Genomic DNA, 19314 nt, shown 5'->3' with positions numbered 1-19314 from the left:
TCGGAGTTTGACACTATTTTAGCAGCCCCTTTTTTGTAATAATTCGCAACGTTCATGGCAATATTTTTTCATATGATTTATAAAAGCCTTTTTAAGTGAAGTGATTTGTAATAAAAATTTATTTAGGCTATTTTGCAACGTCTCACCTTGCTCGCCAATTATTGTGTTTTGGCAAAGTATAGGTTCTTCTTTCGTAAATTCACTAGTTTCAAGCTTATCAATTCTATCAATAAGTAGTCCTCTTAGCATGTCTATAAAAATTAAGTTATATTTTTGATTACTTTCTTTTAATGCTTGATCTCTAGCTTTGAATATTTCACTAAGGGTGGCGGGATTACATTTTTTTATTTTTTCTACTTTATTAACTATTTTATTAAATGATGATTTAATGCTAGAGACATCTTCGGAATTTACTAAATTATAGATTATTTGTTGTGGCGCCCCATGAGTTTTTGTTTTTGGTAACACAAACTTATCACTGCTTAGCGCACCCTCTAACGTTATATTTTCTAAATAACCTGTAACACTAAATTTAAAACCAGTATCTTTATATTTTTTGCTCAATAAATTAAAGAACTTTTCATGATAATTTTCAATAGCAGCTTTGCATGATATAAGTTGTATGTCTGCGTCCAATATATTCAGATCCAACGAGGAAAAAAGGATATTATCTAAAATAGTTATAACGTCACTATAGCTTACAAAACCGTTGTTTAATTTTTTGTCTCCTGTTCCAAACTTCATATTATAAGCACCATGACCAGAAATAAAAACTCTTATCTTTGTTATCTTTTTATTTGGATTAATATATTTATTTAAAATATGTTTTTTCAACAACTCCACATATTTATGAAAGAGTTCATTATCAAAATTACAAGTAAGGTTAAACACTGGCACAAGTTTTTCATATTTTCGAAAATTAAAACTGGAGTGCAGAAAGATTTCGTAAGGTTCAGCACCTTTAAGCCTTTCATATTGGACTTGTCCTATCCAAGCACTTGAGTTATTATTAAAACGGTCTAAATCGTACTCGTTAAGTCGATCTCCAACAAATTTAAAAATAGAATGGTAATCAGGATTTAAACTATTTGTTTCATTAACAAACTTACTAAAGTTTATTGCTAACTCTAAATCATATGCCATTTTAGTTCTCCCTTTATTTTTGTTTTATTACCATCCGTCTAATTTCAGCTTGCAACAGAGTCACCTACTTAGCCGCAATAATCATCTGTCCAGGAGTATTAATACTTATTTGGCCTCCCCAAATACACATACAAGTCGCGTTCTGTAGCAGAGCTGGTTGACCGTTAACCTTTGTTTTAGTTGCTGATGGTGTCCATGGAGATGGTATTATAGGTACGCATGGACATGGAGTAGGTACTATTGGTTTGCCCATACCAGCCGGATTTGAGGGGCTATTACACATTCCAAATGGCTTAATATTTACCATAGGAATATGATCATTTATAGTTGCTGCCAATTGACCTTGACCTTTTACTAAAGGTCCTTTAGGTAATACTGTTAAAGGAGTTGATACAGTGCCAAAAGAACATTTTAAAAGAGCATTACTTACTACAAAATTACTCATTATTACCTCCTATGTTAAATTTTATTACCTAATCAACAATATGCCAAAGTAAGAAAAAATAGGAAAACAAACAGCCGCTAAAAATATACTTTTATAGATCCATAATTTATAAGTTTTCCTAAATTTATTATCTAGATTATTAAGTGTTGGATAACTAATGTCACCTACTTCCTCATTTGGCAATATAGCACAAAGCTTATTTTTATATTTGTTTATTTCAGATTGTAAGCCGACATAACAACCTTTAAACCCTAATGCTAATATTAAATACAAAACTTGAGCTACAACTTTAGGAAATACGGGATTATCAAGGACAATTTCTATTATTTCAAAAAAATAGTCTCCCCCGTCGTTTCGCTGATAAACCTCCTCTTGGAGTAAGTGCCAATTAGTAACATTACTATCTGCTTCGAAGTTTAGTTTATTAATCACCTCATCGCAGTAAATGTATATTGCGAATGCAATATAAAAACTGATTCTCTCACCAAGCTCTTGGTGAATCAAATTGTGTATATGCGTTGTTTTAGTAATTACTTTCTCACGAAAAGCTATAATATCTTGCATATTTGTGTCTAAGTTATAACTTTCTATGAAAAAATTTATAGTAGCAAAAACGTTTATAATATCTTGATTCATAAATACTCCTTATATTATTTTGATTTGAAAGTTAACCTTAACACCTATTCGTTTAGAAAGGTGTGTTTTAAGAAACATACGTACAAGATCCGCATAGAAAACAAATTCAGGTTTATATAAGTCGGTTTTTATAGATATTACATAACGAAATTCACCACTTGACTCAATGTTAATAAGGTTTTTCTCAATAAACTTTACGGCATATTTATCATGATTTGTTATAAGAGAAATTAGCGTTTTAAAAGTGTCAATATCAAGACCTGTAGCGTTAATAATATTTAATACTTTTAAGATATTTTCTGCTCTTTCTAAGAGTTGATTCCTTCTAAAGCCGTAACTATAAATTATATTGAATTTCAGGCTACCAATACTTCTACTCAAAGGAATAAAAGTATAACTTTTTTTCTTAACATCCGCGGAGATTATCTGTGTCCATTGAGCGTTTATAACAATTTCATTAGAACCTGAAAGCTCCTCTAATGAAGGATCCAGGAAGGCTATTCTCATATGCCCTGAAGGCTCAAATATTAAATTATAGCTTTTTGCATTACTAAGATTTAGATAGCTATGATAAGCAATTTGTTTATTATATTCTACGCTATATAATTTTGTGGGAACATATTCATTAGGTCCATCTAAGTGCTTTACTCCATAGCTTTCTTGAGTATAATCACAGTTAATTTTCATTGCGTGATCTTCAAATAGGTTAAAGACAGGGAGTAGATTAGTTTTTATAACATTGGAAGCTAAAGGTTTCGATATATTATTAGATTTTGGTATTTCTATTTCTAACAAAATTTTATAAAAAAGATAATCTTCTGGTAAATCCTCAAACTCTATGTAAAAGTTACTAAATACTGCTTGTGTTAATGCCTTTAATATAATTTCTTGAGTTATCTCTAGATTAAACTTTAAATCAAAGTTTAAAAAAACAGTAATAGGTATGGGTTTATCTAACTCATTTACAAATAAAGTCATCTTTGCTGATTTATATTCTCTCAAAGTATTTATAAGATGGTAAATTTGATGGTTTTTCATAACCAAAGGATTAGCGCTTAGCAAAAAACGGTTTCTATCAAACCTAAAAGGTTTAATTGCGTCAATTTCAATATTAATAATGTTGTTATCTATATAGCAATTTGTTACTTGAAAAGGTAATAGAGCAAAAGGTATAGCAGCCTGAAACCTAAAATTGTTATCGTCTAACTTTAATACGAATTCTTCACCTAGCTCTAAATCTATAAACTTATCGTTTTGGTTTGTAGAAGCTTCTACTATAGCATGATTGGGTACATGTTGAAAAAAGTAAGGATAATAGCTATAAAATAAGTTAAATCTTCTTTGTAATATAAATTCTTGAATGCTTTGTGTAGAGCGTTGTACCGTATACTCTACCGCATCTATAATTACTTTTAGGTCGCCCGACCCTAGAATATCATTTTTATTTTGTTTATTTAATTCTAAATATTGATATAACTGTTCTTTTGACTGGATATTCTTTAAATCAGTATCCATACTTACACCTCTCATAAATTTTTATTTTATGATTAATCAACTTAGTGTCTTGAGATAGATAAAAGGGCATAAAAGTTATTTGTACCGGCTGAATTATAAGCCAAACAGTTACCATAATAGCATATCTATTTATGTCAAAAAGCTTACTTAAAACCAACTTTTCTATACATTTTGAAACTTCTTTGCATTTTTTTTTGTTAAATAAACGGTCAGATTGGAGAGTTATAGTAAAATGTAACTTAGGTGACAGTAATTTATTTCCAATATGCATATTAGAGAGGTTTGTTTTCTGACTTAAGTAGCTAGCTTTATTAACTAAACTTAACTGCCACTTTGATCTAACGTTCAATTTATACTGTACAAGAGCCCTTTCAAATAAGCTGTTATAAGAAGATAATGAATAAAAAAAATTATCGTTTCTTGTAAAAAGAACGTCTCCATTTAAATATAAATGTTTTAACTCATCAGATTGTTCTATCAGAAGCATATTTATTTGGTGTTTTAAAAGTTTACTTGCTAAAGCGTTTAATACAGTACAAGATACAGAATCATTATTTATAGAAAAAAAATCCAATATGTGATCAGGCAAAGCCGAATTTGCAGATAGTATCCCCATATTTACAATAAGCTTAATTTTGTCCCGATCAAAAACTATATCTTCTATAAGCCTGCTAGTCTGGCTAAGACTTAAACGGCTTTCAAATGTAATATCTTGTGTATTAAAACCAACACGGTGCAACAGGTTTAGCAGTATCATAAGATCAAGTTGCTTAAGTTTATCTAGAGGTATTTTCTTTAAATCTGTTTTGTTCATATATAATCTAACTATCCCTATACATAGTAATAAACGAATTTAAGTTCATTTACATCTTTACTATTTAGCAAAGATATTACCTGCTCACTAAGAATGTAATCCCACTCTCTTGATGGTAGAATTTCATAAATATCACAGTATTTATCGACACTTGATACAGGTAAAGGGTTAAAGTCCAACTTAGAAAGCTTTAAACCAACCATTGCGTATTTATTTACATGCTTAATTCTGCTTGGAGAAGTTAGCTTAATTGTAGAAAGTGAATAGCTATAGTCTTGTGTTGGTTTACGCACAACTAAATAGTGCTTTTTACGATTTAAAACTTCAAACTCTATAATGCCTGTAGATAGTAAATTTTCTATAGGTTTTAAAACCTTATACTCTATAGCTTTTGTATGTAACACTTTCTCACGGATTGCTGCAATTAGATATTGAAAACTTTCCAAAGGTTTTTCGTGCTTATAAACCAAAGTAGAATCTACTTCTGTAGTTTCTTGGTATTGTAATAAATATAAATATATATTTTGAGTAGCATGAAATATAATTATAGGAGAATACTTACTATATGATAACTGCCAAATATAATACTGCAGCTGGTTACGGCTGTACAAAATATTATTTAATAACGTTAATTTAAAAGATGATATTGCTGAGTTAGTTGATTTTTCGTTTAAAATATAGGAGTGTATTATTTGTAATAAATTACTTAGTTTATCAGTCACTAATTTAAAGTTATAAACTTTTGTAGTTAAGATAGGAGGAAGGAATTCTTTAAGTGTCCAGTTGCCGTCTTCTAGTTTATTTAAGGTTAGTACTTTGAAACTAGACAACTCATCTGTTTTCTCAGGATTTACAGCTAGTGAGATATTGGAAAATTTTGTTTGAACTTTTGTATCATTATCACCAACGTCTTTTGTCAAAGGTTTTTTATTAATTTGTACGACAATCTCAGCGGTATCTGAATCTATAGTATTTAAATTTAATTCTAAGACTTTAGGGTAAGTGGAACTTTGGTAATGGATGCATTCGCAAGTAAGTGTTATGTATAGTAAGGATTCTACCCTAAGGATGTTTTTATCAAATAAATATTCATCTATTTTGAGCTCTGCTAGACCATAAAAATCTACAGTAGAGTTAACTTGGCAAAGGTGAATATTGCGCTTGTTTGATAAATGCTGAGATAGCGTAAAATGCTCAGGCAAAACTGCTTGTCCTAAGTGCCAATTTATTTGTTGCATACTCTTACTTCCACTCTACTGTTAGTAAATGTAATAATCATTTCTGCTCCTCTTTATAAATCCAAAATATCAAAATCTGGACCAAAAGCTTCATCATTATTTGGTGGTGTCTGATAATCATCAATTTTTTCATCAAGCATATTTTTAATATTATTTTTATAGTTAGAAGCTTGCAAAATATCGTCTATATCAAATCCAGTATTTATTTTTTTATTTTTAATATTTAACTCAATATCAGCGTGAGTTTTTTGCAGCATAAAATCCCATAAAGCAGAGCCTTTACTATTCTCTATAATTTGTTGAATTTGAGAGTAAGTTTCTGGTGTAACCGAATTTAAAAAAACCTGGAATTCCTTGGGAAAATATTTAATTGGATTAAATTCTTGTATTTCAGTCTGAATCGAATCAAAGAGTAAAGCTAGCTCAAACCTATCTGATACAGTATCCAAAGGGTTAGCTAAATTGTTAAATCTAGCTATTTTTAGCAAAAGGTTAGACCAATAGAAACTATATACATTTTCTTTGCTTGTCTGAGCTAGAGAGTTATCTACCTTCTCATTATCAGCTTTTTCTTGATTACTATTAACAACTTCTTTAAAAACGTATTTAGAAATAGTAGCTAGTATTTGGTTTTTTGCTCTATTAAAGTTAATTAATCCAACTTCTTGGATATTACATGCCAAAAGATCTTTAACTTGCTCTAAAAATTCTGTAACTTGCTGTAACTGATTATCCAAAAAATCAGGATAATAGTAGTTAATAGCATCATTAGCTTCATTAATTAAAGTTATGACGTTACGTAACACTATTGTGTCTTTTTTATTTGTAGGAGTAATAAGATGATAACCACTTAATACTCCAGCTAAAATTTCTAATACTGAGACAAAATTTCCAGCTGAGTGGTTTATATTAAAGTAAGCTTGCAAGTAAAGGCAAAATAATTGTATATCTAATACATTATTTTCTTGAATATACTTAGTAATTAAACACATCGTTTCTTGAAAGCTTCGGTTATTTAAAAGTTCTGTACACTCATTTAGTAACTCAAGATTAGAGCGTTTACAAACTCGCCAATCCCGATTAGTATCAAATAGTTTTTTTAACTCTTCACTTGCCTTACTCATGTTTATATCTACTTATTATTTACCACTATCTACGCCTACAACTATTTTTTGACTACTATCACTAGTCCATGTAGAAATGGGTGTACCTTTTTCCCATTTACCGGAAATGATAATAGTTCCTGTTAACTCAGTTTCATTATTTGTAGCTGAACGGCTATATAAATCACCACACTCATGAGCTAGCAGATGCTGAAACTGGCGGGTCTTTTCTTCACACAGTGTAAATTTTGCTCCCTGTGGATCAAAATATTTAACAATAGTACCTTTGTTAGCTTGATCTACAGTTTGCTTATCATTAGCAGATGCTATCTCTACACTTAGCTGTGCTTTTGCTCCAGAAGATAATAGTTTTGTAATAGCCTTGTTTAATTCAGAAACTATAGTTTTTGTTGTTCGTAAGTGTAAGACTATAGTTTGGTTGACAGCATCAAAATCGCCATGCTCTAACTTAAAATTTACAGCAGCACTTCCTGGAGACGTTGTACCAACATCATAATAAGGTATTTTTGTTTTTAGGTCTGCTGGTCCTGCTTCTGCACTAAATTTAAGCTCCAAAAAGACAGCGTCATGGGTTGGTGACGGACTAGTTAAATTTGCACTAGGGTGTGAGTTTGGAGTTAAAACCATTTTTTGACCATCGATAGCTATAAAATCTGACATCTCTACTCTCCTTATTTATTTAAATGCCAACTACTTATGAGTTAAGTCTTGCATCAATACTTAACTCAACATCCATACCTTCAAATTGGACATGTGGAAGTATGGTAATATTTGATCTGTACCAACCGATTTTTCCTTCTATCGGTTCCACAGATATTTCTGCAGCCTTGAAAGGAAAATAACTTTTTGTCAGATCAGTAGGGTTTGGAACCGTGGTAACATAGCTATTAATCCAACTAGAAAGAGTGTTTGTAATAGTCTCTTTTGTAGCGGATGATCCAATACGATCACGCATTATCATCTTTATATAATGAGCTAATCGAGTAACCGAATATGTGTAAGAAATATTCGCTATTAACTGCGAGTTCTCAGAGTCTTTTGGATCTTTATATTCTTGAACCATCTTTAATGAATTAACACTAAAGAAGCAGCCTTCAGAAGTCCCTTTTTTATATACAAAAGGCATAAATCCTGCATTAGCAAATTCTAACTCACGATAATCTGGTATAACAAATTCTGTTGGAACTTTTAGCTCTTCATAACCTCTTATGTTAAAGGTATGAGCAGGAAGTCCTTCTACAGTACCTCCAGCACGAGGACCTCTAATACTTTGACACCAACCAGTAATTTTAAATGCTCTCATTAAGTTTTTAGCAAATAGTACTGATGAATTACCCCATGTATACTCTTCATTTGAAAGAGGGCTAGTTATTTTTTCTTTAAAGTTCTTAATATACTTGCCAATGGTTGGATTATTATCTGGGTCATACGGAGCTCTTAACAAAAATTGTGGTACTGTTAAACCGATGTATGCAGCTTGTTCTGTTTTACGAAAATTATTCCACTTACCGTATTTTGGATGTTCCATAAGAGCACCTAGATTTTTGATATCTGCTAAATCTTCAGCTGTTTCACACCCGAAAAACTTAGGACTAACTGCTGCAATAAATGGAGCGTGCGAGGCTGTAGCTATTTTACCCATCAAAGATAACCAGTTTATATCATCTTGTGTATTTTGAAACTCATACAAGCCAATCATTGTGCCGTAAGGCTCCCCACCATACTGGTCATATTCGCTTACGTATAGTTTTTTAAACATATCACTAGATGAAATATCAACAGCATTGGTCTCAAAATCATCTAATAACTCTTCTTTTGAAACATCTAGAACTGAAAGTTTAATAGGAGCATCATTTGGTTTATCTAGGTAAATTTCGTTAATAGATAACCATTGTTTCTCTAAAGCTTTAAACTTTTCATTGTGAATAATATCATTTACTTGCTCTTCGATTATACTGTCAATGCGGTTTATAACGTTACGTGTTAAATGTTTATTATAAAGGTTCATATCTTCATTTTTTGCATTTGCAAAAATAGCCGATAATCCAGCAGCTAGTCTTAAAACATCATCAGATGTTATATCTATCTGATTATTTGCGTCTGTAACGTATTCATATTCAACTTTTCGCAAGATGTTTTCTGTTGTTTTTAAATTCAAGCTAGAGAATAGCTTTGATAAGTTAATCTCATCCTTTACTTCTATTTGTGTAACTTCAGACATTACTTCTCCTCCTTTTCGACTAAAAAAACTTCTTCAGTAACCATTTTGAAAGTCTCTAACGCAGGGAGCTCTTGTTTTATTTTTTCCAAAGTGGATTCATCTCTTAAGATTTCTTTTACCAAATTGCGAAAACCTTTATTGTTATCAACCGTTGATTCAAATTCTTGAACCATTTCTCTTAGTCGAATTAAAGACTTAAGTTGAGGAACACTTTCAGCTATTACTCCTGGTTGAAAAGATTTCATGGAATCAATTTTTAACTTGACATCTAAATTTGAAGACTTAGATGGAGTTATACGATTTGGAACTGAAATATTAAGCTCCATATCCATATCCTTCATCATAGAGTCTATTGTTCCGTCCATGTGACGGATTTTTCTTTCTTCAAAGTCTTGCTTTCTATCTTTTGATAAACCTTGGGAAAGATCTCCCACTACCAAAAGTCTAAATGGCAACTCTTTGTCTTTTAGTTCCCCGTCGACCTCTGTTTTATAGCGAAGCATTAGTCGGGACTTAGGAATTTCATCATTTACAGCCATTTGCATCTCTCCTATTTCTTTGTTTTTAACTCTATCTTACAAAAATAGGGTTTTTGCTTTATCTCAAAATTGATTCTAACAAGTAAAAATTTTTTTATAACTTTTTTTACAGCACTTTGTTTTAAACAAAAAACTAATATTAAACAAAAAAACTCCATCTAAGCATTAATTTTTTAGGATAAAAAGACGGTAAATTTTAGATTGTTTTTAACCTTCATAAATTTTTGGTGTAGAATCTCACGAAACTTTACTTTTCATATGTATAATTCATAAGAACCAGGAGGGATAAAAAACTAAGCGTAAGAACATGGATGAAGAAAACATAAATGATTTGATACTGCTAAATGTAATTAAAGAAGTTTCTCAAGATAAGCTTATAGACTTAGTATACACAGAAAAATTTAATGATCTATTTAAACGAGATGGCATCTTAGAGAAGATGTTACCTATAGATGAGAAGCTTCTGAATAATATTGATCTAAATAAAAAATGGCATAAATCTCTTATAGAAAAATTGCTTCCAAATACATATTTATCGTTAGCTTGGCAATCAATAAAATTAAAAATAATACCTCTTGATGAAAAGCTTTCTTTACAGGCAGATAAGAGTATAGAAGTTAACTCATTCTATATTCAAGACCTTAAACTTTCTTTAGAAACTAAAGGATTTTGTGGCCATATAGATTTTGTATATCCATACCAAACTGAGTATGATAATAAGCTTATGGATATACTTGCAAATGGACTTCCTTTTCAACTAGAAATCTTGATTAAACAAGAGTTTTTCTTAGAGAGTGATCAAAAAGAATTTATTGAAAAAAATGGTGATTTAGGCAATCAAGAAATAAAGTTTACCGCCTATTCAGGTAACCATGAAACGAAAGAAACGCTAATAAGATCTCCAGAATTTGGCTTAGTAAGTGGAAAAATAAATTCTCCTTTAGTTAAATGTGATGCTTTATACAAAATAAGTTTTTGTGACGCAATGAGTTTCTTTTGGAAGCAGTTAAACCCTGTTTGCATTTATAGTGGTCAATCATATAATGATATTTTTATAGAGCAAAACAGGCCTTTTGAAAAATTAGTTAAATTAATTTTTGATAAAAGTAGTGAAACAACTCTCAAGCAGAAGTTACCTTTTATCTGCATGAATTGTGAAGATGGTAGTTGTGAGGATGGGTTTCTTGGATACGTTAGTTATATTTTAAAACAATACAATTTATTGTTATTATACGATTATATTAGTGCCACATATACAATAACTTCTGATTACTCGAGTATATTGTCAAAAGCTAAACCTGTTAAAAGTATTCTAAAAGAAGATAAACAGCGTATACAAAGTATTAGGTATATATACAATAAGCCTTACTTACCAGAAAAGACTCTAGTAAATGTAAATCCAAACTCTGCTGCTAAGCAACAATTAAAAGTCACAGAATTAGACGATATACCTAAGACAATAGATTCATTTAAGCAAGATCATACAACGCAGCATGATGTTAACAATTTATTTAAACTAAAAGTAGATAATTGCCAAGCTAGACTAAAAAATAAATTTGCAGCAAAAAATACTGGTTTAGAAATAAATTCTAGCTCGCTTCCATGTTCATACTCAATCTTTCCATTACAAAACACTATTAGCTTAACCTCAGAGGAATGGTCCCTTATTTTAGGTAAAACTGATAAAAATATGGTTTTACATAAGATTGATTTGAATTTTGAAAAGACACCACTTTATGCAAAAAATAATAAAAGGCATCCTCTTGCCTATGAAGATAGGCAAGAAGGCAAAATATTAGAAGACAAAATTAGTTTTGAATTTGAAGATAAGCTTTTAAAAAACAATAAACTTCCTTTAATGTTTAACTGTCATTCAAAACTATACTTATATAATAAGGAGTTATGGCCTAAAAATAAAAGTTACCCAGCTTCTAAAGCACTAAAAATTAGTGGACATATTTTTGCTACAAAATCAGACGATGAAAAAGCAACCCATACCAGTGAACTTTTTAATTACACAGCTGATTCAAGTAAAAGTATGGCTGCAAATGAAAGCTATAGTTGTTCTGATAAGATAGCTACCTTAGATCCTAACGCAGCTAGTAGACCTAGATATCAAGTAAAGGTAGCTCCTCAATTATGGACAAAATTAACATCGGAAAATAAGCGCTTTGTACCTGCTGATATGACCTTATTATCATATTCAAATATATTGTTTTATTTGAAATCTGGAACCGAAGTAGAGATTAAGTTATTTCAAGAGCATGCAAACGTGACGAAAATAAAGAACTATATTGCTCCAGAAGATATGTTTACAGCAGGTGATAAAGAACAAAACCAAGGAATAATATTTGAAAACCGCAAAGAACAACTCACGATGGTTCAAAATACTTATGTACCTGGAGATAAAACAAGCTCATTTAAAATAAGTCACTGCCCTACAGATAACGGTACTCCATCAAACCTAGAGATGAATAATAAGTCGTTCAAAATAAGTGTAGATTGCAAAAAATAAGATTTTGGAGTAAATACATATGAACTTATATATCTTAATATTATTAGCTTTTGTATTAATTTTTATTGTTGCTGTTATTATATTACTAGTTTTTAATATTAAAAATTTAAGAAAGTATTTACGAAAGTTTCTTCCAAAATTTAGGTTAGGAAATTCTCTAAGGCTAAACAAGTCTTTTAGACAGTTATTATCACAAGCAGACAGAAAAACGAAAAAATCTTTTAAAACTAATGCTAATTTTTTTATCCATATAAACCCATCTAACTCAAAAGTTGTCGAAAATGAGACAAATAAAACTCTAGGGGTAGAGCTCTACAAGGTTGAAAGCACTAGCTACAATCATTATCTATCAGACCAATCTTATATCCTTGAATTACATAGATTTAATGAAGATCATATATACAAAGAATTAGGAGCATTCTGTCATAAGGTTAGTTCGATGTGTGGGAAAATTCCAACTATTGTTTACTCATTTGAGCATATAAATATTAAGAACGAAACACTTATTTTAGAAGAAATAAAGAATCTAAGATCAGTAATAATACAACTAGCAAAAACTTACAAAAAGCTTCCTAATTTTGTTTTGTCTGTTGCTGATATTGAAAAGCACCCTAACTATAGTACTTTTATTGATTATGTTGCAAAACATGATATCCCTCTATTATCATCTACTTTAAGCCCACAAAACATAAAAGAAGAATTTGAACATTATCTTAAGAAATTAAACGCCCTAGCAAATAATATGTTACTTAAAAAACATCCTCAGGGATTTTTGCGTTTTAGTTATTTCATCAACGATATCTATAATTGTTTTAAATATTTTTTGGAAAAATTAGATTATATAGATACGCCAAAAGCTATTCAGAGTATTTCTTTATATCTTAATAATACTACAGCTAGCATTAACCAGAACCTGTTTCAGAGGTCTTTTGGTTCTCAGCCATATAATGAAAAAATGTTCAAGAAAATAATATGGATATGTATAGTAGCTACATTAATTATACTAGGTGTAATATTTGCAGCTAATATTTTCATTTACAAAAATATTATTAGTAGATATAAACAAGAGCTTTTTGCTATTTCAATTAAACCTAAAGAAGCTAAGCAAGTGGTCAATTTAAGTAAAAACTATATATCAGAGGTAAAAAGTAAACTAATAAAAAGTGTTCTGTACCCAGATAAAATGTTAGAGTATGGAATTTATGTTAATGAAGGTATAAAGATTCAACATCAACTTTTAGGCTTATTAGAAAATACTTTCTCCTCAGATGATACAATAAATAGAGTTTTTATCTTTTTAATCTTATGTGCACCCCAAAATACCGATTTACAACGTTTTGTAAAGTCAAATATGAAGTTATGGAGTTTAGCAACAAATATACCTGAAGATGTTATTACAACGTATATCAGTGCTCCAGTACCAAAAGTAAATATTAATATAGCTAATAAAGATCTTAATAATTTAGATTTGACTTATAAAACCTTACTTGTTAATTCCAATCTGTATAAAATGGTTAAATCATATGTGTTAGAGAATACTACTATTAATCTAAAAACTTTACATATATTTCTAGACGAACTAGACTTACCTGTAGCAAAACAACAAACTATAAACATATTCATGGAGAGGATTTTTCCTACAATGAAAAAATCTCTATCAGAATATAACAGAGTATTTCTTGAAAAACTTTACGATAAAGTCAAAGATACTACAAAGTCTTCAGATGAGCTTAAAGATATAAAAGAGCTAATTCCTTCTATTAATGAAACCCAAGTAGACAATCTCCAGGCAGCTATTGACTTGTTAAAAAAAATAGACAAAAAGTTAGAAAAGAATTTGCCTAATGATACAAAAATGGCAAAGCCAATATGGCATAAAGTAATTATGCAGGCAATTTATAACGATATAACGAACAATCTAGTATTATCAAGAGCTAAACTTATAGATAAAAATACTGTTAAGCAATCTACAATTAATATAGCTGACAAAGGCAGTTATTATGGCAATATCTCAACTATATATACCAAGGCTGGATTAAAAGAAATAATATTCCCAGAGATAACCTCCTATAAAGAGGTTATTAATTTACTAAAAAAATATGATATTGATAGTTCTGCTATTAATAACTATTATAATAATGCTTTACAAACATATATAGACAATTATAAAAAATCATATATTAAACTTATAACTTCATACAAAAATAGTATAAATCCTAATGATATAATTTCTTCTTTACTACTTATTTCATCAACTAGTTCCCAGTTTAATAATATGTTAAAAACTCTAATAGAGAACACGACTTTTGATAAAAAAAACCTAGAAAAAATACCTCAATTAGAACTAATTAATTTATACTTCCAAAACGTTAATAAAATGATTTCTAACCCTAATGATATGGAACAATATAATCAAATAATAAGAAGTATAGTCGATAAAATTCATGACTCTGATGACAAAAGTGATGCTATAAACAAGGTAACTCTTGATTTATTTACACAGCCAAAAGGTTCTTATTTATATAAGGTAAATTCTTTGCTGAAGAAGAATAATATCAGTGAAGAAAATTCTATTATTTTCACAGCACCATTACAAAGTATCATGCAATTTGGGAGACCTTATCTTACCACGTGTAAGTATAATCTTTGGGAAAAAGATATATTACCAATGATTGATAAACAAAAAAAATATTATCCTTTCATAGATAAATCTGACACAGCTATTTCTCCAAAAGAGCTTACTGAAACCTTTGGTCCAAAAGGGAAATTTTGGAAAACTGTCAAAAAAGATATGTACGGAATATTTGAATACAAAAATGAGCAATGGATAGCTAAAATTCCAGGTCTATTTGGCTCTAATACTCAAAATATGGTTAGTATTCTTAATAGTGTCCAAAAACTTACAAACTCTTTATGGGATAAATCTGGAAAGCCAAAACCTTTAGACATTACATTACATATAATGCCAGCTCCAAATGCCTACTTGGCAAATAATACTTTTGTTAAAATGACTATTTTAAGTACTGGTAATGAAAAAGTTATAGGAATTAGTACCCAACAAAAGCCTATAACGCTAAAATATAAATGGTTTGAGCAGCAACCCAGCTCTGTGGGGTATATAGATAACTATGATCAAATTAACTCTATAGAAATACATTCAAGCTACTGGTCTTTTTTAAAGCTTCTTGATGCAGCAAATAAAGACGGTAACACATATACTTGGGATCAAAATAATATAGCTATTAAATTTAAAATTCAATTTGACAATATGTTTAGTGCGTTTAATAAAATAAATACCACGGAGAGCATATAATGAAAAAACACCTTTTTAGTATAACCATCCCCCTTTTATTATCAGGTTGCATAACGACTACAGCAAAAGATAAATTTTATCTTAATCTAAAATCTTCTGCTCAGGCAAATGAGGGTAACAATTATCTAGTAGTTTATGAGCAACCTAGTTCTATGGAAAAGATGACTCAGACAACATATGACTCTCTTAGCAAACAAATTCTAGATAGCGAACACCAAACAAAGCTAATTCACCCTCAGAATCTAACTGACACATTATCGTTTAAATCTAAGGATGAGCCTGGAGCTATATATTTTGTTATGAATATAGGAAAAGATTATAACATCTGGAGATATTATATACCTGACCCTGCTGGAAACTCATGGAGTTGTACAGTAGATAATAAGGGGTATATAAGCTGCAAAGAAAGCGAGTAATAATATTATGGCAGATAATAATAATAATTTTTTTGAAATAACTTCTGACGATATAACTATAAATGCAAACCAAAAAACCATTTTGACACTAAGTCAGAAAGATGAGTCAGCTAAATTAACAGCTAAAGAGACAACTATTGAATGTAAAGATAAAATTATTCTAAAATGTGGTAGTAATAGTATAGAAATAAATTCTAGTACAGTGATCATAAAATGTGGAGAAAGTTCGGTGGAGCTTTCTTCTAGTGGTGTTAGTATTAAAGGAACATCTATAAATCTTGATTAATTTGTTTGAAAAAATAGTTGCAAATTTAAGGCTCGTAACTGTTTAATCAAAGATATAAAACAACTTAATTTATTTGGCGTAAATAAAACCATTACTATCGGAGTAGTACTTTAAATTTTTATAATTATTATCTATTAGGCTATTTTCAAGATATTTTCTTGAACGAAGACCCATGTAGAAATCGTCTTTTGGTCTTTTTTTTATGCTGAATTGAAAATCTTTCTTTGAAAGATTCCTTATATTAGTAAAAATATTATACATATTGTGACATATCGGGGAACCAGGTTTTTGTATGCTAAAGTTAGCGACACCTCTAAAGAAATATAAAAAATTTTCTTTATATCTCCATAAATACTCAAACAACATTTCAGCAAAAAAACATTTCTCAGGACCATATGAACCATAATCAGATATTAATTGATAAATACATTTAAACGCTTTTTTAAGTCTACTCGTTGATAAGGATACTTTAAGCATATTAGTAACAAATTTTCTAACATACGCATCTTCTTCTTTTGACCCTATTTGCTTTTTAATATAGTTATTAAAGCAAACGATAGTAGCATCCATCAATATACTCATACTTCTAAATTCAGAATTACGAAGTTTTAATAAAAGTGCATGCCATTGATCTTTATTAGATATCCATGGCGGAGATGATTCTACATATTCTGTTCGATGCTTATCTTCTTGTTTACGATAAAATTTAATATTATTTCTATACGTATAATCTAAATTATAAAGCTGGTAGCATTCTATTAATTCCCAAATGGTAACACTAGGTATTTGTATAAGAATACTATCAATTAGGTTCCCAATCTTGTCTATAAGGCGTTTATTTTCAGGATCGATTTTGGGTGAGTCGAAAAAAGCATCTGTATTTTCATTTTGGCTAAAAGAATCAATATTATGAAAAGCAGTGAGCAAATCTATATTACATTTATTTATATACGGTTCAAGCTTTATTCCATCCAAAATAAAATGTATTTTTTTGCCTCTTTTTACAAAATGGGATATGTTTTTTTTGCAAAGAAAAATTATAATTAAGTAATAAACGTAAGCACTTATTATGAATTCGCCGTCGTTGAATTTTTGTGGATATTTGCCAATAGCTTTGGCCCAACTAATCGCATACTTCCTATAAGAACATGTTTCATGAGGGAATTTTGTAAGGCGACCTTTGGTTTGTGGATGCTCCAAATTTCCGTCAAAATCAAGGAATTTATCGAAATTGTCAAGTTTAAATTCATTTTTTTCTTTACCCAAAAAATTATATATTTGTAGAAATAAATTGTAAAAGTTAGGTTGTAAAGACATCGCAGGCTTATTTATACCTATTAAGATATTGTATTGATCACTTAGAACAAGCGATGACTTTATATCTTGGAACCCATTTTTCAATAGATATGTCTGCGGCTCTTCCCTGTTACCTAAGCCGTACAATAAGTCGCCATAGCTAAAATTGTTTTTTAAATACATAATAACTATTTTTTATTTTCTATTATAATTAATTTTATTTTTTAAATAAAGGTTTTATTTACATTTTTGTAAAACACAGGATGGTGTGGTTTAAATATATTTTAAATTTGTTGTTATTCTATTTGGAATCTGAGTCATAAACTAATAACTGTTAATTTAGTTGGCAAAATAAGAGCTGTAAAGAAGAGCATCTTTCTGACACATAATGGCTTTCAGATACACAATAACCTTTTTACAAGTTTCCTTGCTTTAATAGGATTAAATAAAATTGTACTTAAAGATAAATGGTCAGCTCCAGCATCTAGGTATTTTTGGGCATCTTCTAGAGTGTATATCCCGCCGCCGCCAATTATGGTTATATTATCGCCAAACTCTTCTCTAGCTGCTTTTATAGCTGGTAGGGTATATTTCTGCAAAGGGTAGCCTGATATACCACCTTTTTCAGTAGGTATTGTGTTACACAAATGAAAAGTTGTTATTCCAACAGCTACATACTCTTTTATCTTAGCATTAATATTTATAGTTGGTGGCATTTTGATAGATATATTTCTACCCTCAAATAGATAGGCAAGCTCAGCAGGAAAATCAACGATACTAGCATTAGGACAACCTATATTAATTTCTATATTTTTATGATTAGCAAACTTTTGTGTTTTTAAAGTTGCTGCAAAACTATGCCAGTCTGCTATTTCTAATGCAGCTAATGAAATAATATCTTGCGATCTTTTGGGTGGATTTGTATTTGCTAAACCAGGATTACGTAAACCAATTTTATTACGCCAAGCATTTTTTTCTATTTTGCGAATAGTCTTTATAGCTTGTTTTATAAGACCCCAACGTCTATTTACTGTAAAAGATCCATATACATTAGAGGTTTCTTTAAATTTAATATACTTCCCAAAGGGTGGGGAGATTATTATCTTCTTTAAATTTTGGTTTTGCATAATTTTCATATAAAATCTTGTAATTTAGCCACGATATTATCAGCTTTTAATAGAGGTCTTCCGACTATTATATAGTCAACGCCTAACTCTTTAGCTTTTTGCGGAGTTAAAGCATTAAAATGATCATCTTTAGAGTCTGACTCAAGTCTAACGCCTGGTACGTATAGTTTAACCTTATCGCCAAATTTTGCTTTTACATTTGCAACTAAATGTGGATGACATATAAAATTTTCCACACCTAAATTCACACATCTTTCAAACTTAGCTAAACTATCTTGTTTATCAAAATTAGCATCACTACTTAGTGTAATCACTGCTAAAGGAGTAGCCTGTGTATTTGCACTAAGAGCTGCTTTTACCATCTCATCACTAGCTGTACCATGAAAAGTAAAATATTTAAAGTTTGGAATAGCTTTTGAATAATTTTCAATGGCTGTTTTAACAGTATTTGGAATATCATGTAACTTAAAATCTAAAAATATATCTTTATCGCCTACAAGTTCGTGAATCTCTTTAAAAGAAAGAGTAGAACATAAGATATGACCTATTTTTATACAGTCAACATACTTTGAAATAATGGCTGTCTTTTCTAAATCAGATTTAGAAATACCATCAGCTGAAAACATTATTTTCATATAATTCTTCTTAAAGTTAGTTACTAAACTAGTATTTTGTATTAGTATAGC

17 protein-coding genes are annotated in these 19314 nt (G+C 29.9%); 4 read left to right on the top strand and 13 right to left on the bottom strand.

The genetic code is table 11. From position 1 onward, the window contains the following. Positions 1-18: 18 nt before the first annotated feature. The 10 genes from FRA_RS07595 to tssB form a co-directional block, all read right to left on the bottom strand. A complete protein-coding gene (locus FRA_RS07595; RefSeq protein WP_035720433.1) occupies positions 19-1143 on the bottom strand; it encodes a hypothetical protein in 1125 nt (374 codons plus the stop codon). Between the two features lie 64 nt (positions 1144-1207). Continuing rightward, on the bottom strand, positions 1208-1588 hold the full coding sequence (locus FRA_RS07590) for a DUF4280 domain-containing protein (RefSeq protein ID WP_035720431.1): 381 nt from the start codon (positions 1586-1588) through the stop codon (positions 1208-1210). A gap of 24 nt (positions 1589-1612) precedes the next feature. Continuing rightward, positions 1613-2224, bottom strand: a complete 612-nt coding sequence (locus FRA_RS07585; RefSeq protein ID WP_035720429.1) for a DotU family type IV/VI secretion system protein — start codon at positions 2222-2224, stop codon at positions 1613-1615. Between the two features lie 9 nt (positions 2225-2233). Further along, complete coding sequence (gene iglH / locus FRA_RS07580; RefSeq protein WP_035720427.1) at positions 2234-3739, bottom strand: type VI secretion system baseplate subunit TssF/IglH; 1506 nt, start codon at positions 3737-3739, stop codon at positions 2234-2236. Further along, positions 3729-4553, bottom strand: coding sequence for a hypothetical protein (locus tag FRA_RS07575; protein WP_035720426.1), 825 nt, complete (start codon positions 4551-4553; stop codon positions 3729-3731). The genes iglH and FRA_RS07575 overlap by 11 nt, the downstream gene beginning before the upstream one ends. 17 nt (positions 4554-4570) lie before the next feature. Beyond that, entirely contained in the window at positions 4571-5791 is a 1221-nt protein-coding gene (gene tssK / locus FRA_RS07570; protein ID WP_035720425.1) for a type VI secretion system baseplate subunit TssK, read from the bottom strand. 53 nt (positions 5792-5844) lie between these two features. Beyond that, entirely contained in the window at positions 5845-6915 is a 1071-nt protein-coding gene (locus FRA_RS07565) for a type VI secretion system protein IglI family protein (RefSeq protein ID WP_035720424.1), read from the bottom strand. Between the two features lie 15 nt (positions 6916-6930). Then, positions 6931-7575 (bottom strand): hypothetical protein, encoded by a 645-nt coding sequence (locus tag FRA_RS07560; protein ID WP_035720422.1) that lies wholly within the window; start codon positions 7573-7575, stop codon positions 6931-6933. A 34-nt stretch (positions 7576-7609) separates the two neighbouring features. Continuing rightward, on the bottom strand, positions 7610-9136 hold the full coding sequence (gene tssC, locus FRA_RS07555; protein ID WP_035720421.1) for a type VI secretion system contractile sheath large subunit: 1527 nt from the start codon (positions 9134-9136) through the stop codon (positions 7610-7612). Then, a complete protein-coding gene (gene tssB, locus FRA_RS07550) occupies positions 9136-9675 on the bottom strand; it encodes a type VI secretion system contractile sheath small subunit (protein ID WP_035720420.1) in 540 nt (179 codons plus the stop codon). The genes tssC and tssB overlap by 1 nt, the downstream gene beginning before the upstream one ends. 307 nt (positions 9676-9982) lie before the next feature. Here tssB and FRA_RS07545 point away from each other — a divergent pair, with 307 nt between their 5' ends. The 4 genes from FRA_RS07545 to FRA_RS07530 are packed head-to-tail and all read left to right on the top strand — an operon-like array spanning position 9983 to position 16205. Then, positions 9983-12190, top strand: a complete 2208-nt coding sequence (locus FRA_RS07545; RefSeq protein WP_035720418.1) for a hypothetical protein — start codon at positions 9983-9985, stop codon at positions 12188-12190. Positions 12191-12209: 19 nt separating this feature from the next. After that, positions 12210-15503, top strand: coding sequence for a cation-binding protein (locus FRA_RS07540; protein ID WP_035720417.1), 3294 nt, complete (start codon positions 12210-12212; stop codon positions 15501-15503). After that, positions 15503-15919 (top strand): type VI secretion system lipoprotein IglE, encoded by a 417-nt coding sequence (gene iglE, locus FRA_RS07535; RefSeq protein ID WP_321174121.1) that lies wholly within the window; start codon positions 15503-15505, stop codon positions 15917-15919. Before FRA_RS07540 ends, iglE begins: the two co-directional genes overlap by 1 nt. A gap of 7 nt (positions 15920-15926) precedes the next feature. Further along, positions 15927-16205 carry a hypothetical protein gene (locus FRA_RS07530; protein ID WP_035720413.1) on the top strand — a complete coding sequence of 93 codons (279 nt, stop codon included), beginning with the start codon at positions 15927-15929 and terminating at the stop codon, positions 16203-16205. Between the two features lie 69 nt (positions 16206-16274). Here the strand turns inward: FRA_RS07530 and FRA_RS07525 are convergent, their stop codons facing one another. The 3 genes from FRA_RS07525 to pyrF form a co-directional block, all read right to left on the bottom strand. Beyond that, complete coding sequence (locus FRA_RS07525; RefSeq protein ID WP_035720412.1) at positions 16275-17684, bottom strand: hypothetical protein; 1410 nt, start codon at positions 17682-17684, stop codon at positions 16275-16277. 212 nt (positions 17685-17896) lie between these two features. After that, positions 17897-18628, bottom strand: a complete 732-nt coding sequence (locus FRA_RS07520; protein ID WP_035720569.1) for a beta/alpha barrel domain-containing protein — start codon at positions 18626-18628, stop codon at positions 17897-17899. Positions 18629-18633: 5 nt separating this feature from the next. After that, entirely contained in the window at positions 18634-19263 is a 630-nt protein-coding gene (pyrF, locus tag FRA_RS07515) for an orotidine-5'-phosphate decarboxylase (protein ID WP_321174120.1), read from the bottom strand. Positions 19264-19314: the final 51 nt, after the last annotated feature.

The sequence above is a fragment of the Allofrancisella heilbronnii genome (assembly GCF_000710735.2).
GTDB classification, from domain to species: Bacteria; Pseudomonadota; Gammaproteobacteria; order Francisellales; family Francisellaceae; genus Francisella; species Francisella frigidaquae.
Note: the sequence above shows the minus strand (reverse complement) of the source record. Positions and strands in the feature narration are given on the sequence as shown.